The sequence below is a fragment of the Flavobacterium sp. GW823-FHT06G12 genome, from assembly GCF_058794775.1.
The window spans coordinates 30,531-53,926 of record NZ_JBXAHE010000001.1; the positions used below are offsets into that span (position 1 = coordinate 30,531).

Below are 23,396 nucleotides of genomic sequence, written 5' to 3' on the forward strand. Positions count from 1 at the left end.
TCTGAAAAGGTCTGCACTATGGATTATTTATTTTCTTAACTTTTATCGCTCAAGATTTATCCGAGCAAAAAAACAAATCAAAATGGCTTTCAATCGTAAAACAAATCGAGTAAGAGTTTTTACAAAAGGCAAATTGTTTCTCATTGCATTCTTGACAATACAATTTGGTTTTAGTCAAAACATACCACATCTTCAAAAAACAGAAAACAAAACACAATTAATTGTAAACCAAAAACCATTCTTAATACGAGGCGGAGAATTAGGAAATTCCTCTGCAACAAGTATGGAAAGCATGGAACCCATTTGGTCTAAATTGACAGATATGAACCTCAACACGGTTTTAACACCTATTTATTGGGAATTGATAGAACCGCAAGAAGGTAAATTTGATTTTCAGTTAGTAGATGACTTAATTCGCCGTGCAAGAAAAGAAAAATTAAAACTCGTTTTCCTTTGGTTCGGATCATGGAAAAACAGTATGTCAAGCCACGCTCCAGAATGGATAAAACTTAACCAAAAAAAATATCCAAGAGTTAAAGACGATAAAAATAAAAGCCATGAAATTTTGACGCCTTTTAGCGAAAATAATCTTCAAGCCGATTTGAATGCTTTTAAAAAACTGATGGCGCATATTAAAGATTTTGATCAAAAAGACCAAACCGTAATCATGATTCAGGTTGAAAACGAAATCGGAATGCTTCCAACAGCTCGTGATTATCATGCTTTAGCGAATGCTGCATTTCAGAAACCAGTTCCAGATGAATTGATCAAATATTTAGAAAAAAACAAGCAAAAACTAGTTCCAGAATTTTTAGAAATCTGGAAGAAAAACGGATTCAAAACCAAAGGAAACTGGGAAGAAGTTTTTGGAAAAGGACTGCATACAGACGAAATTTTCATGGCTTGGTATTTTTCTAAATTTACCAATATCGTTGCCAAAGCAGGAAAAGATGCTTATCCAATTCCGATGTTTGTTAATGCTGCTCTAAATGCACCAGAAAAAAAGCCAGGACAATATCCAAGTGCAGGACCATTGCCTCATATTATGGACGTTTGGAAAGCCGCTGGAAATTCAATAGATTTTTTAGCGCCAGATTTCTACAATCCGTCATTCAAACAATGGAACGATTTGTTTACACGTCAAGGAGATCCACTTTTTATTCCAGAGCATCGTTTTGATGAAACAGCTCCATTTAAAGGATTATATGCTATCGGACATTATGAAGCAATGGGATTTTCTCCATTTTCAATAGAGTCTGTAGCCGATGCAAAAAAAGAACCTCTAGGTAAAATCTACGATTTGGTGGAACAATTAACTCCGACAATTGAAAAATACAAAGGACAAGGAAAAATTGATGGTGTTTTATTAGACAAAGAAAATAATACACAAATCATAAAAATGGGCGATTACGAATTCACTTTTAAACATGATTATACCTTAAATTGGTCTGATGGAGCAAAAGCTGAAACATGGCCAATGTCAAGCGCTATTATTATAGAAATCTCTAAAGATGAATTTTATATTTCAGGTTCAGGAGTTGTGGTAACTTTTAAGCCTTTAAAAGAAAATGTAAATGCTGGAATTCTAAAAACAGATTTTGGGAAATTCGAAAATGAAGTTTGGAGAACCATAAGACATTTCAACGGAGATCAAACGCATCAAGGAAGACATTTAAGAATCTCAGTTGGAGATTACGAAATTCAAAAAATAAAATTATATAGCTACGAATAGGTTTTTTTCGCCGCGAATTTCACGAATTTCCACTAATTATATTAGCCACAGATTAAAAGGATTAAAAGGATTTTTTTTTAATTAATCTGTGTTAATCTTTTTAATCTGTGGCAAAAAAAAAAGATATCAAATGAAAAGCAAAATAACATTACTAGCAGTCCTTTTAAGTTTTGCAATTAATGCGCAAATAAAACTTCCGCGATTGATAAGTGACGGAATGATATTGCAGCGCGATACAAAAGTCAATATTTGGGGCTGGGCGTCGCCAAACGAAAAAGTCGAACTCGAATTTAATCGTAAAACATACAAAGCCACAACAGCTCAAGACGGAAAATGGACCATTCAGATTCCTTCTCAAAAAGCAGGCGGACCGTATGAAATGACTTTAAAAGCATCCAATACAATTGTTTTAAAAAACATTCTTTTTGGAGATGTTTGGCTGTGCTCTGGACAATCAAATATGGAACTTCCAATGGATCGTTTGAAAGACAAATACAAAGAAGAAATTGCAAAATCTGCCAATACTAATATTCGTCAGTTTTTAGTTCCCGATGAATATTATTTCGAAAAAGAAAGAAACGATTTTTCATCTGGTTCTTGGGTTGAAGCAAATCCAATTAATGTTTTACAGTTTACAGGAGTTGGATATTTCTTTGCTTCAGAAATATACGAAAAGTATAAAATTCCAATTGGATTAATCAATAGCGCTTTGGGCGGTTCTCCTGCCGAATCATGGATTAGCGAAGAAGGCATTAAAAAGTTTCCCGAATATTATCAAGAATATTTAAAATTCAAAGACGGAAAACTCGAAAAACAAATAGATGAAAACGATCGTAAAGTCAGTTCAGAATGGTACAAATTATTAAACAATACCGACATTGGTGTTAAAAATAAATGGGCAAATTCTGAAGATACTTCAGATTGGAACGAAATGCAAATTCCTGGTTATTGGGCTGACGGAGAACTCGGAAAAACAAACGGTTCAGTTTGGTTTAAGAAAGAGTTTATACTAGAAAAAGTAAATGAAAATCAGGCAAAATTAATTTTAGGACGAATTGTAGATGCCGATTCCGTTTTTGTAAACGGACGTTTCGTTGGAACAACTTCGTACCAATATCCGCCAAGAATTTATTCTTTTAATGCTGCTATTTTAAAAGAAGGAAAAAATGAAATTACAGTTCGCGTTATCAATAATTCAGGGAGAGGAGGTTTTGTAACCGATAAACCATATGAGCTGATTGTTGGAGATAAAACTATTGATCTAAAAGGAACTTGGAAATACAAATTAGGCTCAAAAATGGAACCACTTCCTGGACAGACTTTCGTTCGCTGGAAACCAGTCGGGCTTTACAATGCGATGATTGCACCTTTGAAAAATTACCCAATAAAAGGCGTTTTATGGTATCAAGGAGAAGCTAATACCAAAAAGTCTTTGGAATATGGAGCTTTAATGGAAACCTTAATTGCAAATTGGCGTACGCAATGGAAACAGGAAAAATTGCCATTTTTATTGGTGCAGCTTCCAAATTTTATGGAGCCAAAAACAGAACCAACAGAAAGCAGTTGGGCTGCTTTAAGACAACAGCAATTAAATACGCTAAAAGTTCCAACTACAGGATTGGCCATAACAATAGATTTAGGCGAATGGAACGATATTCATCCTTTAGACAAATATGATGTTGGAAAAAGATTGTCATTGCAAGCTAGAAAATTGGTTTACGGAGAAAAAAACTTAACTGCCTCAGGTCCGATTTTTCAATCTATGAAGCAAAATGGGAATAAACTGATTTTAAGCTTCTCAGATATTGGAACAGGCTTTATGATTAAAAAAGGAAACGATTTAAAGGAATTTGCCATTTCAGGAACAGACGGAAAGTTTGTTTGGGCAAAAGCAATTATTGAAGGTGATAAAATCGTAGTTTGGAATGATTCGGTTGCAAATCCTGTAAAAGTTCGTTATGCTTGGGCAGATAATCCTTCTGAAGCTAATTTATACAATAAAGAAGACTTGCCAGCTTCGCCTTTTGAAGCAGAGTTGAAATAAACTATAGATACGAGAACTTTGTCAAAGTTTTAAACTTTGACAAAGTTTGCCGTAAACAATTTTTTCTCAGGACAAATTCCGGAGGAATGAAATATTTATAGATTAATTGATCCACAGTTGGCAAAAGCTCCATAGGAGCGACATAATTATTTCTATAAATATTTCGTCCCGCTGGGACTTGCGGTAAAATATTGATGTTTAAAAATTACTTCAAATTTTCTACGAGCATTTTCAAAAACGCCGTAACCGCTTTTTTCTCATATACTTCTTTCAAAGAAATAAGCATCGCAGTTCGTGTCATATTTTTGCCTTGTATAGGAATTGCGTACAAATCTTTCTCGTCTTCAATAGTGGTTTTGGTCAAAATAGTATGCCATTTTCCCGTTTTAATCAGTTCGAGCAAAGTTGGAATATCATTTATTTCAATCGTAACTTTTGGGTGTAAACTACTTTTTTCAAAAGCTTTATTGATAAATTGCGTCGTGCTGAAACCACTCGACGGAAGTGCAAGCGGCAAGGAACTTACCTCATCTAGAGAAATACTTTTTTTATGGGTCAAAGGCGTCTCTGATGCTGTAACCAAAGCCATTGGCGAGGTAAACAATTCCAGATATTTAAAATGTGCTTCAGAAGCAATTTCTTCAAAAGTCAGAATAACATCAAGCTGAAAATGATTTAGTTTTTGAATGAGTTCTTGCGAAGTTCCAAAGATTATTTCGAATTGTATTTTTGGATATTCAGAACTAAATAAAATCAGTGCTTTTGTAACCACATGACGCAGCGCATACGTTACGCCAATTGCTACTTTCCCCGTTTCCAGATTATTTAAATCTTTTAATAATTCCAATCCGTCAGAAGCTTTATTGACCGATTGTTGTGCGTAAACGGCAAACAAATCTCCAGCTTCTGTCAAAGTTATTCGCTTTCCGATTCGGTTAAAAAGCGGAACCTGTAATTCATCTTCCAACTGTTTTATTTGTTGCGATAATGTACTTTGACTGATGAAAAGTGCCGAAGCAGCTTCAGTAAAATTCAGTAATTCTTTTGCTTTCAGAAAATATTTAAGCTGGCGAAGTTCCATTTCTAAATCGGTTTTATCGATTGATTTTATCGAAAAATAAGGTTTTACAAATATAGAAATTCTTAAGAACTTTGTCATGTTGCAAAATTAAAGCAGAAACAAAATGGAAATTATAGCATTACAAGAAGGAAATTATGTTGCCAATTCTAAAAAAGAATTTAAACTTTTGTCAGACGAATCAAACGATCCAGGTTTAAAAATGGCCATTCAGCCTTTTGTTGTTATCACCGATAATGATGTTATTTTATTAGATTTCGGATTAGGATTTGTAAATAATGGCATTCCTTTTATTTATGAAATTTTACGAAAAAACAATATCGAACCTCAACAGATAACAAAAGTTTTGGTTTCGCATTTGCATAAAGATCATATTGAAGGAATTGGTTATTTTGAAAATGGAAATCTGATTCAGAATTTTCCAAATGCAACGATTTATATTCAAAAACGCGAAATAGATTTTGCTTTAGAACAAATCAATAATCCGTCTTATGTTCCTGAAATATTGAATCAGCTCGAAAAACTTCCAAATGTGGAATTATTAAATGCTGACAGCGGACAAATTACCGACGAAATTTTCTATGAAGTTTCGGCTGGGCATACCCAATTTCATCAAGTTTTTTGGATCAAAGCCGATGACGAAATTGTTTTTTATGGAGCCGACGATTTACCGCAAAAAATATATTGGTCAATGCATGTTGCCTATAAAACTGATTTTGACGGAAAACGCGCTAGAGAATCTCGTAAAAAATGGGAACAGCAAGCAAAAGATGAAAACTGGAAAGTGCTTTTTTATCACGATATGAAAGAGCCAATTCTAGAATTTATCGAAGAAAAAATGAAATACGTATCCTAAAGCTTTACAATCAATTTCAGCTTTAAAACAATAAAAGGAAAATTCAGATTAAATTATTTAGTCTGAATTTTTTTTTAGCAGAAAATAGAAGAAACAAAACACTTTTTACTTTTTCTTCCAAAGAAGTACGCAGAATTGAGAATGCTTTGGTAATCTGCGCTTCAACCGTTTTGATGGAAACATCCAAATGTTCTGCAATTTCTATATTGGTCAAACCTTCTTTTTTGCTTAAAATAAAAACTTCTTTACATTTTGGCGGTAAGTTTTGAATTTCTTTATTCACAGCATTCAAAACCCTTTGAAAAGATTCCAAATCTTCTTCCTGAACAATTCCGTTTAAGGCATCATAATACGATTTTTCTAAAGAAAATAAAGACTGGTTTTTTCGGTATAAATCGATAAACTCATTATAAACCAGTTTATAAAGAAAGCTTTTTAAAGAATGGTCTACTTTTAATCTTGTACGCTGTTCCCAAACTTTAATAAAAACATTTTGCACAATATCTTCTGCGCTGTAAACATTCTTAACCAAGCTGTTAGCATATACACAAAGTTTATGATGATAAGTGTCGATAAGATACGTGTAAGCGCTTTCATCTCCATTTTGTAGAGACTCAATTAGAATAGTATTATCGCTGTAATCATCCATCTTCATAAAAACAAATATATAAATTAATAGTTTTTGAGGTCAAAAAGTGAATTGAATTTGCTCAAAACGCCCTCTTTTTTGCCTTTCTATTCGAAAATTATTACAAATAAAAAAGGAATAAAAATGCAAATATAAATCTTTTACCTTATAAAATCTATCAAATTAATCGAGTTTTATTGAGAGAAAAGACTTGTGAAAAATAAAAAAATCAGTAAAATGAAAAAAACTTTATCAAATTGTTAGGGTTTTGTTTTTTGGCTTCGTAATAATATTAAAAACGACTAAAATGACAGTAAAAAAGTCAGAGAGACTAATTGTTAAATTTATCACAAATCAAGCTTCTCAAGAAGAGATTGAGCAGCTCACAGAGTGGTTAAAAGAAGAAGAGAATCAAATTGTATTTAAGGATTTTGTGCAAACCAATTATGCAATTGATACTGCTTTGAACACTTTTGATTCGACTGAAGTTAGAAAACAGCTTTCGGAACGAATCAATAAGGAAAATAATGTTTTTTATAAACGAAGATTTTCATCATATTATAAATATGCAGCAGTTTTAATTGTGGCTTTGGGAGGATTTTATTTTTATAAAAATTCTAGCTCAGAACAAGTTAAACAAAATGTTATTGTACCGAGAGTTGACGAAATTGTTTTACAATTTGGTAACGGAGTATCTGAAAACATTGATACTTCAGAAGAGAAAAATGTTACGGATAAAGATGGAAATATTATTGGAAAACAAGAGAAAAACAAACTGGTTTATAATAAAGCTTTCGCTAATGGAGAGTTGGTTTACAACACTCTGAAAATCCCGTACGGAAAAAAATTCGATGTACAATTATCAGACGGAACTTTGGTGCATTTAAATTCAGGAACTTCATTTAAATATCCAGTTCAATTTGTCAAAAATAAAAACAGACAAGTGTATTTAACCGGCGAAGCGTATTTTGAAGTTAGCAAAGACAAAAGCCATCCGTTTACGGTAAGTGCACAAGAAGTCAATGTTGAGGTTTTAGGAACTAAGTTCAATGTAGACTCATATAGCAATAATAGCAGCACAAATGTTGTATTGGTCGAAGGCAAAGTTTCACTTTATAAAGATCAAAAAACAAGTCAAAATCAGGTTTATTTAACGCCAGGTTTTAAAGGATCAACTCAAAAAGGACAGAAGGTAATAAATATCGAACAGGTTAATACAGACTATTATACTGATTGGGTAAAAGGGAGTCTGGTTTTTAAAAATGCATCTTTTGATGATATTATCAAAAAGTTAGAACGTCAATATAACGTGACTTTCATCAATAAAAATAAAACACTCGGAAGAGAAATTTTCAATGCCCGTTTTGATAATGAGCCAATTGAGGTGGTCTTGAAATATTTCAGCGACAGTTATGCGATTGATTACAACATTGACCAAGACAAAATAACGATTAAATAGAGTGGGAGAAAAAGAAAAAAGATCAAAGAAGAAAGACAAAAAATATAAGAAGCAAGATTGAGAAATCTAAAATCAAGAATCTAAAATAAAGAGGCCTATGTAACAAAAATCCAAAATGAAAAGGATCGTTATAAAAAAACCGGAAAATGCGCCAACATTTCCCGGTAGAGTATATGCGGTCAGTTAATTAACCAACCAACATTAAAAAACATTTTAAAAGTATGAAAAAACTCTTGAACAGAATCAGGTTTGATAAGCCTTTTTTGAAATTTGATTTGAAAATGAAATTGACCACATTATTTCTGCTAACTGCCTTAACAGTAATGCACGCCGGAACCACTTATTCTCAAAAAAGCAAGATTTCTTTTAATGCCAGCAACATGACCGTTGCCAAAGTAATTGAAAGACTTGAATATACTACAGATTACAGATTTGTTTACAATGTAAGATCTGTAGATTTAAACAGAGTAATCGACGTAAATGCATACGAAGCTTCAATCGAAGTTATATTAAATAAAATTTTTAATAATACAAGTACCGATTTTAAAGTGTCTGGAAACCATATTGTCTTGACGCCTAGAAAAATCGCTCCCGAAAAAACCGAGGAGAAAAAACCTGTTGCAGATTTTATCGTAAAGGGTAGAGTAACAGATGCAAAAGGAATGCCTTTGGTAGGTGCAGCAGTTGCAGATAATGGTTCGGGAAGAGGTGTAAATACCGATTTTAATGGAGAATATCAAATTATTGCAGTAAGCAGCGAAACTACTTTGGCTTATTCTTATTTAGGATATGTAAGACAAGAAATAAAAGTTGAAGGAAGAAGCGTTATCAATGTTGTTTTAAAAGAAGACGTGCAGGAATTAGAAGGTTTGGTTTTAACGACTGGATATCAGAATATTTCTGCTGAAAAAATAACAGGTTCTTTCTCCAATTTAAAAGCAAAAGAGTTTCAGGAGCAGCGTTTGAGCAGTATGGATAAAATCTTGGAAGGACGTATTGTTGGATATCAGGATGGTAAAATTCGTGGTACAACAACTATGAGAGGTGTCGTTTATCCTTTGTATGTTATTGACGGATTTCCTGTAGAAAGCACAAAACTAACGCCTTATGCCACTATAGAAGAAAATGTGCCGAATCTGAATTTAGAAGATATTGAAACAATTACAGTTTTAAAAGATGCAGCGGCGGCTTCTATTTATGGTTCTCGTGCAGCAAATGGAGTTGTCGTTATTACAACGAAAAAAGCAAAAGCTGGAAAAACAAATATCTCGTTTTCAAGCAATTTAACCGTTACACCTTATAGAAATTATACTGGAAACCTTACCGATTCTGCTGATATTATTGGTTTAGAAAAAGGTTGGGCGGCAGGAAACCCAAATTTACAAAGTGCAAATGCTGGAACTTATGCGCAATCATTATTAAATAATGCTGCATTTACAAGTTTAGGAATGAATACTTTATTAAATGGTTACGCAGGCAAAATTTCTATGACAGAAATGAATAACCGTTTGAATACACTTGGTGCACAAGGATATAAGTATTATGATGATATTGCAAAATATGCAAAACGAGATCAGTATTTTATGCAGCACAATCTTAGTTTAGGTAAAGCTACAGAAAACAATACTTTTAATGCATCGATTACTTACAAAGACAATCAGCTTGAAGATCGATATTCTGAAAACCAGTCAGTGGGAATCAATTTGAAAAACTCTACTCAAATTAACAGCTGGCTGTCTTTAGATTTAGGAACTTATTTAAACTACGGAACTGGCGATACACAAAGTTATCTTGCATCATTGCCTGGGTTTAAATTTCAGCCGTACAATCAACTGGTAAATAACGATGGAACTAATTTTGTTTCGACTGCTGCATCTCGCTACAATAATTTTACGCTTCAGTCTATGCAGAATTACGGATTGTATAATATGGATATTACGCCAATGGATGAATTTGGAAGAAATCTGGTTGAAAATAAAAACTTCCTAAACAGAACGTACGCAAAGTTTAACGTTAAATTCAGCAAAGCCTTTACGTACAATGCGATGTTCCAATACGAATATGGTTCAGATCGTGCAGAACAGCTTAATGAAAAGGATTCTTATTACGTAAGAAAGAGAGTAAACGAATTAGTTACTATTGTAAACAATAAAGCAGTTTACAATTTGCCTTATGGCGATATTATAAAAGAAACCAATCAGTTTACAAACGCTTACAATTTCCGTCAGCAGTTAAATTTCAATCAGACTTTTAATGAAAAACATGATTTTTCTGCCATTGCTGGTATGGAAATTCGTCATACAAAATTAGAATTTAGCAATAATACACGTTATGGTTATGACTCGCAGACTTTAGGTTTTGCTCCAATAAATCAGGCAGATTTGCTTAAAGTATACGGAGGAGTTTTTGGAGGCTACATGATTCAAGACGATTTTTCATTAGAAAAAGAAATGCTAAACCGTTTTGTATCTGTTTACTCAACAGGCGGATATACGTATGATGGAAGATACACCGTTTCTGGAAGTATACGTATGGATCGTTCTAATCTTTGGGGAACAGATAGTAAATATCAAAATAAACCAACTTGGTCTGCAGGTGCGGGATGGAATATTGATAAAGAATCTTTCTTTAAAGTTTCGTGGGTAGATGCGCTTAAAGTACGTGCTTCTTATGGTATTTTAGGAAATGTTGCTAAAGATACAGCACCTTATTTAACAGCGTATTATAATTCTAATTCAAATGTTGGAGGAACTCAAGGAACAGTAAGATCGAGACCAAATCCAGAATTATCTTGGGAAAAAACAACAACAACCAACATTGGTTTGGATTTTTCATTGTTCAAAAGCAGATTAAACGGAAGCTTAGACCTTTATAACAAAAAAGGAGAAGATTTATTAGCAAGCAGCCAAGGAATTCCAACAGAAGGATGGGGCTATTCTACTTATACCATCAACAACGGAGGAATGACAAATAAAGGAATCGAGGTAACTTTGAGAGGAACAATCGTAAAAACACCTTCATTCTCATGGGATGCTGCTATTTTGTATGCTAATAATAAAAATAAAGTAGATTTTATAAACGTAAAAGCACCGGTTTATTATTTACAGTTAGATCAAGCACAAGCTTTTCCGAGAGTAGGAACAAGTTTTAACTCAATTTATGGTTACCAATGGGCAGGACTAAGCAGCACAGGATTGCCACAGGTTTATGACGCAAACGGAACAGCTGTAAAATACAATCCGGGTCAGGTCGATGCTATTAAAGATTTTGGCTCAACAGTACCAATTCACAGCGGTTCGTTTCATACTTCTGCCAATTACAAAAACTTCTCGCTTTCGGCACTTTTTGTATATGAGTTAGGCCATAAAATTAAAAATACATTCTTGCCAATGCTCAACAACAACTACAATGGCGCAATGGGTGGTTATGTAACAGATATTACGGTTGTAAACAATCATATTAGAGATCGTTGGCAGCAGCCAGGAGACGAAGCATTTACAAATGTTCCAAGAGTTGTTTATGAGTATGAACCCGATTTTAGTTCAGATTCACAAACTATTTATTCATACGCAGACATTAACATTCTAGACGCTTCAAACATTAGATTAAGCAACGTTTCATTGGCTTATCAAATGCCAAAAGAATTGATGAAGAGAGTAAAATTAGACGGAGTGCGTTTTAATCTAAATGCCGAAAATGTGTTTACTGCAGCAAAAAGCAGAGATGCCAAATTCTTATTGAATGGTTTCCAATCTCCAAGTTTTGTTTTTGGTGTAAATGTTAACTTTTAATTTTTAAAGACTAGACGATGAAAAATATATATAAAAAGGCAGTGTGCCTATTGGCTTTAGGATTGACTTTGGCATCTTGCGAAAATTATTTGGACGATATTCCAAAAGGATCAAAAACACCAACCACTTTGGCAGATTTTGAAGCTTTTTTAAGAGACGAATACACCAACCAAAGAGTAGATGTTTTACCTGCTTTACACGTATTAAACGACCAGTTTGTAAACGCAGCAACTTTATCGAGCAATAGATTGTATAATGCAAATTATATGTGGGATGAAAATGCAAATCGTATCGAATTGAAACCATCAGATGAAGGAACTTACTATGGAGGCTATCAAGGAATTTCGACTTTTAATTTAATAATCGAAAATGCTTTAACAGCAACAAAAGCAACAGAACAGGAGCAAAGAGTTGTTTGGGCTCAAGCAAAATTGTTGCGTGCCATGAATTATTTTAATCTGGTAAATTTTTACGCAGATACGTATGTGGCTTCAACAGCATCGACAAAATTATCAGTTCCGTTAATTACGAGTGCCAACATTAATGCGCCAAGCAAACAGGTAACCATTCAGGAATTATATGATTTTATTTTAAATGATATTAAAGATGCGCTGCCTTATCTGCCAAAAGTTTCTCAGACGGCGCTGCACCCAAATTTAGGTGCTGGTTATGCTTTCAATGCAAGAGTAAATCTGCAGATGAATAATTATACAGAAGCTTTAAAAAATGCCGATTTAGCATTAGCAGAAAACAATAAATTATACGATTGGATTGGATATTACAATGCCAATAAAGCAGTGATCGATGTTCCGAATTCGTACACTACAACTCCGTCTCCAATGGGATTCAATTATGTAGAAAATTACACATTTCGTCACGGAAGTTCTTCAAATTTAGGAGCAGAATTTGACATTCCGGTAGAACGTGCACAGCGTTTTGAAACGGGCGATGCAAGATTTATTTCTCGATGGAAAATCAGAACAGTAGGTGCTGAGACTTCATACAGAAGAACTTTAACCGGAGCTTTCAATTTTGGAGGAATCACAACAGTAGAAGTATATTTAATAAAAGCAGAATGTCTAGCACGTGCAGGACAAATTGCAGATGCATTAATTGTTTTAAATACGGTTCGTAAAACACGTATTCTTCCAGCTTCTTATCAAGATATTTCAACTACTGATAAAACAACAGCTCTGAATGCCATTTACAGAACGAAAAACAACGAACTAATCATGACGCTTATTCCATATGCAGACGCACGCCGTTTAAATGCAGAAGGAGTTTACAAAGTTAGTTTCACAAAAGTGGCTGGTGGTAAAACATATACACTGTCTTCAGATTCTCATTTATGGACATCTCCGTTCCCACAAGGAGCAATAAACAATCCAGGAAACGGAACAATAACGCAAAACGTAGACAAATAATAACTGTAAAGCTTCCTGATTAGGAACTCCGAAAAGGAAGCTTTTCTTAAAATATCAATCAAAAATGAATACAATTAAATATAAAATATTAGGATTGTGCATCTGTTTGTTTATGATTTCAAACAATGGTCAGGCACAAAAGAAAAAAACAGCTTCTCCTGCAGCAACGTCTTATTCTATTGAAGGAAATGTTACAGGGTTAATCGATGGAACAGCTGTAAAATTAATACCAGGGGGAACACATACTTCTGAACTGCCAGTTGCTGAAACAACGCTTAAAGACGGTAAATTTACTTTTTCAGGAAAATTAAATGAGCCACGTTTTTTCTATGTTGTCTTTGGTAAAAACAAAGGAAATATTTCTGTAATGGTCGAAAATGCAAAAATAAAAATATCGGCAGCTGGTACGGTTTCAGATAAAGAAGGAGAGTGGATAACTTTTAAAGATGTAGTTATTACGGGCTCTAAATCACATGATTTTTATGCAAAAGAAATTGCTTATAAAGATCAGCTTGATAAAGACTATAAAGCGTATCACACCAAAGATTCAGATGAATTGAGCAAATTAATCGGTGTGGCAAGACGCGATAAAAATACAAAAGCGGTAGATTCACTTCAGAATCTTCCAGTTTGGAAAAAATTTGAAGCAGATGAAAAAGCTTTTTTTACAAATGTCGAAAAAACAACATTGGCTCTTATTGCGAAACATAAAGCAAATTGGTGGGGACCATTTTTTATGATGACTTCATACAGTTATTTTACTCCAGAACAAAAGCCAATTTACGAGCAATTTTCTGATGTGGCAAAGAAAAGCTACTACGGTCAGATTCTAGACAAAGATTTGAATCCGAAATCTTTAGTAGGAACAAGCATTGCCAATTTCGGATTAAAAGATAAAGATGGAAAAACATTTAATGCAAAAGATATCGTAACAGGTAAAAAGTATATTTTGGTAGATTTTTGGGCATCTTGGTGCGGTCCATGCCGAAAAGAAATTCCGAATTTAAAAACAGCTTATGCTGAATATTCAAACAAAGGATTTGAAATTTTAAGCGTTTCAATTGATAAAGACGAAAAAGCTTGGCAAAAAGCCCTTGGACAGGAAAATATGCAATGGCACAATCTTCTAGACGACGATAAAGTGAGTAAATCATTTAACGTAAAAGCAATTCCAGCAACCTATTTAGTAGACGGTAAAGGTGTAATTATCGGAGAAAATTTGAGAGGTGCAGAATTAGAAGCTAAGTTGAAAGAACTTATGAAATCTTAATTAAGTCTCAGTTTTTAAACTTTGACAAAGTTGAATTGCCCTGAATAAAAATTAAAAAAATAACAAACAAAAAATATCAACATGAAAAGTACAATCTTAAAATCGTCGTTTTTGGCATTGGCGCTTACGGCATTTACTTCTTGCACAAAGAAAGAAGGATATACAATAAACGGGAAAATTGCCGGATTAGATAAAGGAACGGTTTATCTGGAATATGCCGACGAAAAAGGAGAGAAAAAAATCATTGATTCGGCTGAGGTAAAAGAAGGTGCATTTTCTTTTACAGGAAAAACGGGAGAACCTTTATTTCATACGCTTAAAATTAAAGGACAGGAATACGGAGCTTATTTTCTTTTAGACAATGAAGATATTACGATTGAAGCCAAAAAAGATTCTGTTTTTAAAGCCAAAGTATCTGGAGCCACTCAAAACGGACTTTATAAATCGTATTACGATAACGAATTCAAAAAAATACAAGCAGTTGCTGGTCCGATTTACAAATTATCTGATTCGCTGACACAAGGCGGAAAAGTAAAATTGACTCCAGAACAGCAAACCATGATGGATAAAAAATGGAAAGATCTTGGCGCTTTCGCGGATGATTTAACAGATAAATTCATCAGAAAAAATAAAGACAATTTAGGTGGAGCATTAGTAATTGAAGATCGAATTGTATCTTACGGAACTCCAGAAAAAGTAAAAGAATATTATGCAGTGTTATCTCCAGAAATTCAAAAATCATTTTACGGAAAAAAGTTAAAAGCTTCAATTGATCTTAACGAAAAAACAGCAGTTGGCGTTGCAGCTCCTGAATTTTCTCAAACTGATATTAACGGAAAAGTAGTAAAATTATCAGATTACAAAGGTAAATATGTTCTAGTAGATTTTTGGGCAAGCTGGTGTGGTCCATGCCGAAAAGAAAATCCTAATGTAGTTGTGGCTTACAAAACCTATCACGATAAAGGATTTGATGTTTTGGGAGTTTCTCTAGATGATAAAAAGAAACTTTGGGAAAAAGCAATCGAAAAAGACGGTTTAACCTGGACACATGTTTCTGATTTAAAAGGATGGCAAAATGAAGCAGCCGTTTTATACGGAGTAAAAATGGTTCCAACCAACTACTTAATTGGACCCGACGGAAAAATCGTTGCCAAGAATCTTAGAGAAGCTGAATTGCAATCTAAACTAAAAGAAATTTTCAGTAAATCTTAAGCTTTTTAAAAATGCAATATCAACTTTGTCAAAGTTTAAAACTTTGACAAAGTTACTTCAAGCTAAATATCTCAATCAACAAAAAATGAAAAAACACATCTTTCTGGGCTATTGCTCATTAGCTTTCTGCGCGCTTGTTTCAGCGCAAAGTAAATCGGTTAACTTTAAGAAAATAAAAGAGTTAGGCGGAATTGAAGAATATTTATATCAGCCAAACGGAATGAATGTTTTGCTTTTGCAAGACAATGCTTCGCCAGTTGCAACGGTACAAATTGTATATCGTGTTGGATCTAAACACGAAGTTTTAGGAAATACAGGATCAACGCACCTTTTAGAACATTTAATGTTTAAAGGAACTCCGACTTTCAATAAGAAGAACGGAAATACAATTACAGATGTGCTTCAAAATACAGGAGCACAGTTAAATGCTACAACTTGGTACGACCGAACCAATTATTTTGAAACATTGCCAAGTGATAAAATAGAACTGGCAATTCAAATCGAAGCCGACAGAATGCGTAATTCTTTATTATTAAAAGAAGATAAAGAAGCAGAAATGACGGTGGTTCGTAACGAATTTGAGCGTGGCGAAAATGATCCGAACAGTTTATTGGATAAAGAAATTTGGGCTTCGGCGTATATTGCACACCCATACCATCATTCGACAATTGGTTGGAAATCGGATATTGAAAAAGCTCCGATTGAAGTATTGAAAAATTTCTATAATACCTATTATTGGCCAGATAATGCGACTTTAACCATTATTGGAGATTTCAAAAAAGAGAATGTTTTTGAATTGATCGAAAAGTATTTCGGCAAAATTACAAAAGCGCCAAACGCTATGCCACAGCCTTATACAGAAGAACCTCAACAATATGGCGCACGTAAAATTATCGTTAGAAAACCTGGAGAATTAGGCGTTGTAAACAAAGCTTATAAAATTCCTGGAGCTTTGCATGAAGACCTTCCTGCGTTGAATATTTTGGCTCAGATTATTGGTGTTGGGCCATCAGCAATTTTAAACAAAACTTTTGTTGACACTCGTTTAGGAATTTATACTTATGCAACTGCAACTAATTTTAAAGAAGTTGGACTTTTTACGATTGGTGTTGGTTTTCCGACAACTTCAAAACATGAAGATATCGATACTAAAATTAGTGAAGTCGTGGCTAAAATTCAAAAGGAAGGCGTTACTCAGGATGAAGTAAATAGAGTTGTAGCAAAAATTAGCGCGCAGACTATTTTAGCGCGCGATGGTTCTGGCGTAATTGCATCAGCATTAAACGAAGCAATCGCTTCTGGCGACTGGACAGCTTACATTACAGGAGTTGACCGATTGAAAAAAGTAACTCCAGCTGATGTTGTGCGTGTGGCAAATAAATATTTGGTTGAAGATCAAAGTACAACAGGATATTTTATTCCGAAACAAGCTGGTGCTCAAAATAATGATTCGGCGAAAGCCAACAATTATATGCCAGAAAATGGTCCGTTTTATTACAGACATTCAGATGAAGGACATATTCATGAAGAGTCTTCATCTGCTCCAGCTTTAGTAAAAAATACAGCAGAAGAATTAATTTCTGAATCAAGTTTAATCGAAAAATCGGCTTCAGCTTTTAAAAGAGAAAAAGTATCTGGAATTGATGTGGTTTCAGTAAAAACTTCAGCAAAAGATTTTGTTACGGTTGCCGCAAGTATTTCGTTAGGAAATTATGCCAGCGAAACTAAAAATGATGTTATTCCAGCGCTAACAGCTTCAATGTTATCAAAAGGAACAACGCTGAATGACAAATTTAAGTTTTCAGAAAAACTGCAAAAACTAGGAGTTTCATTAAATGTAAATGCTTCGACTTTCAAAATCAATATCGGATTTAAATGTTTGAAAAAAGACTTAGATCAAGTAATTACTTTATTGGCAGAAGAACTGAGAAATCCGTTGTTTGATGCAAAAGAATTCGAGAATTTGAAACAGCAGTTTATTGGAAATACACAGCAAGATCTGAATGATCCAGGCGAAAGAGGAAGTATTGCTTTATCGCAAGCAATTTATCCAAAAGGAAATCCAAATTACAGTTTAAGTGTAGAGGACAATATTGCGAATATCAAAAACGCGACTTTGGACGAAGTAAAAGCTTTCCACAAAAAATATTTCGGCACAGCTTCTATGAGACTTGTAATTGTGGGAGACACCGATGGTGCAAACTTAAAAGCTTCATTACAAAAATCATTCAAAAATTGGAATGGAGGAGTTACAGAAAAATTAAAATTTGAAGAAGCTACAAAAGCAGCATCAAAAACAGAAGTAGTAACCATTCCAGAAAAACCAAGTGCAGAATTATTCATAGGACAATTTACAGGTTTAAAAAGAGCCGATGCCGATTATATTCCGTTTTATATCGGAAATTATACTTTAGGTGCAGGTTTTGCAGGCCGTTTAATGCAGACAGTTCGCGATAATGACGGTTTAACTTATAACATTTCTTCTGGTTTGGGTGGAAATATAGAAACTGGAGGCTACTGGTTTGTCAACGCTTCTTTCAACCCGAATTTATTTCAAAAAGGTCTAGATGCAACAATGGTTCAAGTTGATAAATGGATAAAAAACGGAATCACAGCAGACGAGTTACAAAACAAGAAAACCAATTTGATAGGAAGCTTTAAAGTAGGAATGGCAACCACAAGCGGAATGGCAAGAACGATTTTAAGTTTTATCGAAAGAGGTTTAGAGCCAAATTATATCGATCAATATCCAAAAGATATCGAAAAAGCAACTTTACAGCAAGTAAACGATGCCATTAAGAAATACATTCAGTTGGATAAAATGATCATTATCAAATCGGGTTCTCTAGCTAAAGATGGGAATCCGTTAAAGTAGTTTTTAGTATTCAGTTTCGATAATTCAACTTTGTCAAAGTTTTAAACTTTGACAAAGTTTGCCGCTAAATCTAAAATCTAAAATCTAAAATCTAAAATCTGCAATCTAAAATCAACAATTTTTAATAGTCGTCTTTCATTATTTCATTTTAGAATCTGAATTAGTAAGCCATTTTCGGTGAAAGACCAAAAGAGCTGTTTTGCCGACAGCTCTTTTTTTTCAAAAAATTAAACCAAAAACAAATGAAAAATACCATAATTGCATTTCTGTTATTGATCTCGTTTTCCATGTTCGGACAAATGTATAATCCAGTAAAATGGACGACAACTGTAGAAAAAATTTCAGATAAAGAATATATTTTAAAAGCTCAGGCGAAAATACAATCTGGCTGGCATTTATACGGACAATATATCGAAGAAGGCGGGCCTTCGCCAACGGCTTTTACTTTTAAAAATCAGCCTAAAAAATTCGAATTAATCGGAAAAACAACCGAAGATAAAGGACACGAAACAGTTGATAAAATCTTCGATATGAAAATTAAATATTTTGAAGATAAAGCACTTTTCACGCAAAAAATCAAATTCATTTCAGACGATATTTCAGATGTTGCTGCCGAAGTCGATTTTATGGTTTGCGATGATAGTAATTGCTTGCCACCTTCTACAGAAGAATTAACTTTTAAAATTCCGAAAGAAAAGAAATTGGCGTCAGCCGAAGAAACTGCAGTCGTAAAAAATGATTCTGTAACTAAAGAAGAAAAATCTGTTTCTCAGACAGAAGAAAAAAAATCAAAACAAGAAATTACCAGCTCATCAAAGAAAACCGAATCTAGAGGATTGCTGACGATTTTTATTTTAGCATTTTTATCTGGATTTGCCGCATTGTTGACGCCTTGTGTTTTTCCAATGATTCCGATGACGGTAAGTTTTTTTACAAAACAAAGTAAAAGCAAAGCGGCAGGAATTAAAAATGCCCTGATTTACGGAATTTCAATTGTAATTATTTATGTTTTATTGGGTTCAATCGTAACAGCAGTTTTTGGTGCCGATTCATTGAATGCACTTTCAACCAATGTTTGGTTCAATCTGATTTTCTTTATTTTATTGGTTGTTTTTGCTTGTTCTTTTTTGGGAGCTTTCGAAATTGTACTGCCAAGTTCATTAGCCAACAAAGTAGATTCGCAAGCCGATAGAGGAGGACTGATTGGGATTTTCTTTATGGCTTTAGCTTTAGCGATTGTATCATTTTCGTGCACAGGACCAATTGTTGGAACTTTATTAGTTGAAGCGGCATCCAAAGGCGGAATTGCACCAATTGTTGGAATGTTAGGATTCTCGATTGCCATTGCGCTTCCGTTTTCATTATTTGCTGCTTTTCCAGGTTGGTTAAACGCTTTGCCAAAATCGGGCGGGTGGCTGAATACGGTAAAAGTGGTTTTAGGATTTCTGGAACTGGCTTTGGCTTTTAAATTTTTATCAAATGCCGATTTGGTTTTGCAATTACATTGGTTGGAAAGAGAAGTTTTCCTTGCCATTTGGATTGCTGTTTTCGGAATGCTGGCTTTTTATCTATTTGGAAAAATTACGTTGCCACATGATTCACCGCTAAATCATATTTCAGTTGGAAGATTAGGTTTTGGATTGATTGTTTTAAGTTTTACGATTTATCTGATTCCAGGACTTTGGGGCGCTCCATTAAAATTAATTAGCGGATTTCCTCCACCAATGCAATACAGCGAATCTCCAAACGGATTGGGAGTTTTGGGCAATTCCGAGTTAAAAACTACAGGTTCGTTGCCAGAAGGAGCAGAGCACGGCCCGCAAAATATTATTACATTTCATGATTATAATAAAGGAATGGAATATGCTAAAAAAGTCGGGAAACCAGTTTTATTAGATTTCACAGGTTATGCTTGTGTAAACTGCCGAAAAATGGAAGAATTGGTTTGGTCAGATCCAAAAGTTTTAGGGGTTTTAAATAATGATGTTGTTCTGATTTCATTGTATGTTGATGATAAAAAAGAGCTTCCAGAAACCGAACAATACATTTCTGAAACAACAGGAAAGAAAATCAAAACCATTGGAAATAAATGGAGTGATTTACAGATTAAAACTTACAAAGCAAATGCGCAGCCGTTTTATGTAATTGTAGATCATAATAGTGTGAACTTGACAGAGCCGTCAGCTTATAATCCGAATATTGAGGAGTATTATGGATGGTTGCAGAGTGGAATTGGGAAGTTTAAGAAGTAAATGTTTTTAAAAAGATATTTAGAAAACCTCCAAAATCAATTTGATTTTGGGGGTTTATTTTTCCACATGAAATTTTGGATCAATTGTGATTAGAAGTTTTTTAAAAAGCATTATTAAACGATTACGAATTGATTTAAGAATCAATGTCATGGCGTCAAAATTTTCGACTTCTTTTTTAGTCTTTATCGCAATGATATTACTTATTATGGAGATTCCATCACTAACGATAAGTAAATCCATTACGACAGTAACAAACCAATTAAAGTTATAATTAAGTCCTTTACTCATAAGCGCTAAGGCGGTTGGAATTAGTAAAACAGCCAATTTAGACACGAATCCAACAGCTAATTTTTTAAAAGTAAAATGATTATTTAGGACAATAGTTTTAGTAACACCTAAAAAAGTATCCATTATCATTAAATAGAATAAAACTTTGACAATTCCTGTATCTATTTCTAAGTACATAAAAATTATATAAAGCAGTAGTTTTAGTTGGTCTGCATATTCTGAAATTTTTTGCATGAGTATTTTGTTTTTAGAAATTTATTTGGGGTTTAGATAGGAGATCTTTTTGGGGTTTTTAACCCCAAAAAGATCATTATTAATTGGATGCCTTAAAGTAAGTTAGTTTTTATTCGTAAAGTATTGCTTTCACCTGACATATCTCCTGAGGCATCTTGTGCTCTTATGCAAAAATTATATGAGGAGCTTCTAGATAACCCATTAACAGTAAAAAAAGATACATTATTTGTTCTTGCAAATAAAATACTGTCTTTGTAAATGAGATAATTAGTAATACCTGCATTAGTGTATGTGGGGATCCATGACAAATCGACAAATGTGGCACCTATTTTTTGGGCTATTAAATTTGGAGGTGTTGTCAATGCGGTCGTAGTAAGGGAACGTCCTGTATATTCTATGAAGTGGACAACTTTGTATGGGTTCATTATAGAAAAAGGTAATCCTTCTCCAGTCGACCCAGAAACTTCAGAAGTGCTATCCCCATAAGGATATTTATCAGCTTTAGTTTGATATCCTCTGCCCTCAATAGCTTTATCATAAGTATGCGTATGCGGTGGAATTTCACTAATCTCAAGTTTTTTAGTTTTACTACCACCATAATTCTGTAAAGAGTTAAATGAAGAGTCATTTGTATCTAAACCAATAGGCATTCTCCCTCTTGAAGGTACATATTCTTCCCAGCCTTCAGGAAATGGAGCTGGTTTACCCCATATCGCAATCATTCCAATTGGCACAGCTGTAGGTTTTTGTTGTTCTAAAATTTCGACACGCTCAATTAACTTTTCAATCATCGTGTTGCTTTTAACAACTTTATTTGAATTATCTAATACTAATAATGAACCATTAGGACTTGCATTTGTATTATTTAAATATAATTGATGCGTACCAAGATTCAAATCTCCTTTCATGGCTTTGGAACCATCTAAAGGAAGATAGGACTCAAGATCATTTTTAATTGTATTAATTCTGGTATCTATTGTAGGTAAAGTCGTTTCAATAGTTTTAACTCTATTGTCTATTACTGGAATAGCAGTTTCAATAGTTTTAACTCTATTGTCTATTACCGGAATAGTAGCTTCAATAGTTTTAATTCTGCCATCTATTCCTGCAATTATTTCTTCAATTGCCTGAATACTTTTTACAGTTTTAAAAGTACCTAAATCATAATAGTTTACAGTTTCTGTATCATTTGTTGTTGGAGTTCCTTTAGCACTTACATATTCCGCTTGATAATCAGTATAGGCTTTTTGCGAGTTTCCGTCACCATATATTAAATTTGTGGTTGTTCTAATTGTTTTTAAATAATTAGTTACGCCACCAGTAATAGGAAAAGTAATAGGATATAAGATTCCCTCCCCATCTTGATGAACAACAGCCCAACCTTGTTTACCGCTTTGAGCATGTGCTATAAGATAATTTGTATCTGGTAAAATACTTAAATGTCTTTTTATAGCTTCATATAATTCAGATCTATATGCTGTTTGAAGTCTCTCTAAAGTTTCCTGCTCAAGAGGAAAACCTCCAGGATGACTAAAATTTACTTGTTTCATTTTTACTATTTATAAGATGTGTTATTGTTTGTTTAACGAATTGGTTTTATGTGTGTAGCCATAACTTTCATAGCTTTTTCCAGCCAATTTGTAGAAGTTAAGAAGATTGTGATATTCTGCAGAAATGATATTGATTGCTTCAGTTTGAATAGGAGAATCTTCATTTGTTTCAGCTGCTATGGTTTTATTTTTGATTAAAGCAGCAGGAATAAAAACTCTAAAATTAGCGTAAGAAATTTTGGTGTAATCTTCCCGATGCGCTAAATAAATTGGTTTGTGGTCTTTGTTTTCATACTCGTAATTTCTAAAAATCTGAAATAACGGAATTCTTATATCTCCTTGAACTTTCTTTCCATCTGGTGAAATTTTATCTGGATTGTAATACTCCTTATGGAGGTACAGATATTGCAAGGAAGGTCTGACAGATTCATCTATATAAATTAATCCTTCTTGTCGTTTTTCTTCGATGCTAAAATTTGGATTGTAATTTTTTGTGATATTAAAAGTTTCATTCAGTACTTTTTCCAAATAAATAACCTGTCCAGTATGCTGCATTTTATAGAGAATATCTTCATATAAGGAATGAAGCGGAGTAAGCAAAACATCAAGCCAGTAAACATGTGTTTTTTTTCTAAGAATAGGAGGGATGAGCCACAAAAGAAGTTTTTCCCACTTTAAAACGGTGTATTTGTTCATTGTAAAA

The 23,396-nt window shown here is 33.7% G+C and carries 15 protein-coding genes; 10 read left to right on the forward strand and 5 right to left on the reverse strand.

Features of this window, described 5'->3' with window-relative positions; genetic code table 11:
- Positions 1-82: 82 nt before the first annotated feature.
- The gene (locus AC1Q5Z_RS00105; RefSeq protein ID WP_492443214.1) at positions 83-1,732 is read left to right on the forward strand and encodes a GH35 family beta-galactosidase; all 1,650 of its coding nucleotides are present in this window, start codon (positions 83-85) and stop codon (positions 1,730-1,732) included.
- Between the two features lie 130 nt (positions 1,733-1,862).
- The gene (locus AC1Q5Z_RS00110) at positions 1,863-3,776 is read left to right on the forward strand and encodes a sialate O-acetylesterase (RefSeq protein ID WP_492443216.1); all 1,914 of its coding nucleotides are present in this window, start codon (positions 1,863-1,865) and stop codon (positions 3,774-3,776) included.
- A gap of 205 nt (positions 3,777-3,981) precedes the next feature.
- On the opposite strand, the gene AC1Q5Z_RS00115 is transcribed toward AC1Q5Z_RS00110, so the two are convergent.
- A complete protein-coding gene (locus AC1Q5Z_RS00115) occupies positions 3,982-4,935 on the reverse strand; it encodes a LysR substrate-binding domain-containing protein (protein WP_492443218.1) in 954 nt (317 codons plus the stop codon).
- A 25-nt stretch (positions 4,936-4,960) separates the two neighbouring features.
- Here AC1Q5Z_RS00115 and AC1Q5Z_RS00120 point away from each other — a divergent pair, with 25 nt between their 5' ends.
- Complete coding sequence (locus tag AC1Q5Z_RS00120) at positions 4,961-5,710, forward strand: MBL fold metallo-hydrolase (protein ID WP_278022550.1); 750 nt, start codon at positions 4,961-4,963, stop codon at positions 5,708-5,710.
- A gap of 43 nt (positions 5,711-5,753) precedes the next feature.
- Here the strand turns inward: AC1Q5Z_RS00120 and AC1Q5Z_RS00125 are convergent, their stop codons facing one another.
- A complete protein-coding gene (locus AC1Q5Z_RS00125) occupies positions 5,754-6,365 on the reverse strand; it encodes an RNA polymerase sigma factor (protein WP_492443221.1) in 612 nt (203 codons plus the stop codon).
- Between the two features lie 280 nt (positions 6,366-6,645).
- Here AC1Q5Z_RS00125 and AC1Q5Z_RS00130 point away from each other — a divergent pair, with 280 nt between their 5' ends.
- The 7 genes from AC1Q5Z_RS00130 (at position 6,646) to AC1Q5Z_RS00160 (ending at position 20,621) form a co-directional block, all read left to right on the forward strand.
- Entirely contained in the window at positions 6,646-7,797 is a 1,152-nt protein-coding gene (locus tag AC1Q5Z_RS00130) for a FecR family protein (RefSeq protein ID WP_492443223.1), read from the forward strand.
- A gap of 221 nt (positions 7,798-8,018) precedes the next feature.
- The gene (locus tag AC1Q5Z_RS00135) at positions 8,019-11,588 is read left to right on the forward strand and encodes a SusC/RagA family TonB-linked outer membrane protein (RefSeq protein WP_343586090.1); all 3,570 of its coding nucleotides are present in this window, start codon (positions 8,019-8,021) and stop codon (positions 11,586-11,588) included.
- A 17-nt stretch (positions 11,589-11,605) separates the two neighbouring features.
- Positions 11,606-13,012, forward strand: coding sequence for a RagB/SusD family nutrient uptake outer membrane protein (locus tag AC1Q5Z_RS00140; protein ID WP_343586093.1), 1,407 nt, complete (start codon positions 11,606-11,608; stop codon positions 13,010-13,012).
- 64 nt (positions 13,013-13,076) lie between these two features.
- Positions 13,077-14,282, forward strand: a complete 1,206-nt coding sequence (locus AC1Q5Z_RS00145) for a redoxin domain-containing protein (protein WP_343586096.1) — start codon at positions 13,077-13,079, stop codon at positions 14,280-14,282.
- Between the two features lie 81 nt (positions 14,283-14,363).
- On the forward strand, positions 14,364-15,494 hold the full coding sequence (locus tag AC1Q5Z_RS00150; protein WP_492443226.1) for a redoxin domain-containing protein: 1,131 nt from the start codon (positions 14,364-14,366) through the stop codon (positions 15,492-15,494).
- A gap of 85 nt (positions 15,495-15,579) precedes the next feature.
- Positions 15,580-18,369: a M16 family metallopeptidase gene (locus tag AC1Q5Z_RS00155; RefSeq protein ID WP_492443228.1), complete on the forward strand. Its 2,790-nt coding sequence runs from the start codon at positions 15,580-15,582 to the stop codon at positions 18,367-18,369.
- 242 nt (positions 18,370-18,611) lie between these two features.
- Positions 18,612-20,621 carry a protein-disulfide reductase DsbD family protein gene (locus tag AC1Q5Z_RS00160; RefSeq protein WP_492443230.1) on the forward strand — a complete coding sequence of 670 codons (2,010 nt, stop codon included), beginning with the start codon at positions 18,612-18,614 and terminating at the stop codon, positions 20,619-20,621.
- 54 nt (positions 20,622-20,675) lie between these two features.
- Here AC1Q5Z_RS00160 and AC1Q5Z_RS00165 read toward each other — a convergent pair whose 3' ends face one another.
- From AC1Q5Z_RS00165 to AC1Q5Z_RS00175, 3 genes are all read right to left on the reverse strand, one after another.
- Positions 20,676-21,143, reverse strand: a complete 468-nt coding sequence (locus tag AC1Q5Z_RS00165; protein WP_343586104.1) for a phage holin family protein — start codon at positions 21,141-21,143, stop codon at positions 20,676-20,678.
- Between the two features lie 92 nt (positions 21,144-21,235).
- The gene (locus AC1Q5Z_RS00170; protein ID WP_343586106.1) at positions 21,236-22,693 is read right to left on the reverse strand and encodes a fibronectin type III domain-containing protein; all 1,458 of its coding nucleotides are present in this window, start codon (positions 22,691-22,693) and stop codon (positions 21,236-21,238) included.
- Between the two features lie 21 nt (positions 22,694-22,714).
- Positions 22,715-23,389 carry a hypothetical protein gene (locus AC1Q5Z_RS00175; RefSeq protein ID WP_492443233.1) on the reverse strand — a complete coding sequence of 225 codons (675 nt, stop codon included), beginning with the start codon at positions 23,387-23,389 and terminating at the stop codon, positions 22,715-22,717.
- Between the last annotated feature and the right edge of the window lie 7 nt (positions 23,390-23,396).

Coding starts and splice junctions, on each gene's coding strand:
- AC1Q5Z_RS00130 (WP_492443223.1), top strand. CDS start 6,646: ATGACAGTAAAAAAGTCAGAGAGACTAATTGTTAAATTTATCACAAAT.
- AC1Q5Z_RS00135 (WP_343586090.1), top strand. CDS start 8,019: ATGAAAAAACTCTTGAACAGAATCAGGTTTGATAAGCCTTTTTTGAAA.
- AC1Q5Z_RS00160 (WP_492443230.1), top strand. CDS start 18,612: ATGAAAAATACCATAATTGCATTTCTGTTATTGATCTCGTTTTCCATG.
- AC1Q5Z_RS00175 (WP_492443233.1), bottom strand. CDS start 23,389: ATGAACAAATACACCGTTTTAAAGTGGGAAAAACTTCTTTTGTGGCTC.
- AC1Q5Z_RS00120 (WP_278022550.1), top strand. CDS start 4,961: ATGGAAATTATAGCATTACAAGAAGGAAATTATGTTGCCAATTCTAAA.
- AC1Q5Z_RS00140 (WP_343586093.1), top strand. CDS start 11,606: ATGAAAAATATATATAAAAAGGCAGTGTGCCTATTGGCTTTAGGATTG.
- AC1Q5Z_RS00165 (WP_343586104.1), bottom strand. CDS start 21,143: ATGCAAAAAATTTCAGAATATGCAGACCAACTAAAACTACTGCTTTAT.
- AC1Q5Z_RS00110 (WP_492443216.1), top strand. CDS start 1,863: ATGAAAAGCAAAATAACATTACTAGCAGTCCTTTTAAGTTTTGCAATT.
- AC1Q5Z_RS00105 (WP_492443214.1), top strand. CDS start 83: ATGGCTTTCAATCGTAAAACAAATCGAGTAAGAGTTTTTACAAAAGGC.
- AC1Q5Z_RS00145 (WP_343586096.1), top strand. CDS start 13,077: ATGAATACAATTAAATATAAAATATTAGGATTGTGCATCTGTTTGTTT.
- AC1Q5Z_RS00115 (WP_492443218.1), bottom strand. CDS start 4,935: ATGACAAAGTTCTTAAGAATTTCTATATTTGTAAAACCTTATTTTTCG.
- AC1Q5Z_RS00170 (WP_343586106.1), bottom strand. CDS start 22,693: ATGAAACAAGTAAATTTTAGTCATCCTGGAGGTTTTCCTCTTGAGCAG.
- AC1Q5Z_RS00150 (WP_492443226.1), top strand. CDS start 14,364: ATGAAAAGTACAATCTTAAAATCGTCGTTTTTGGCATTGGCGCTTACG.
- AC1Q5Z_RS00125 (WP_492443221.1), bottom strand. CDS start 6,365: ATGAAGATGGATGATTACAGCGATAATACTATTCTAATTGAGTCTCTA.
- AC1Q5Z_RS00155 (WP_492443228.1), top strand. CDS start 15,580: ATGAAAAAACACATCTTTCTGGGCTATTGCTCATTAGCTTTCTGCGCG.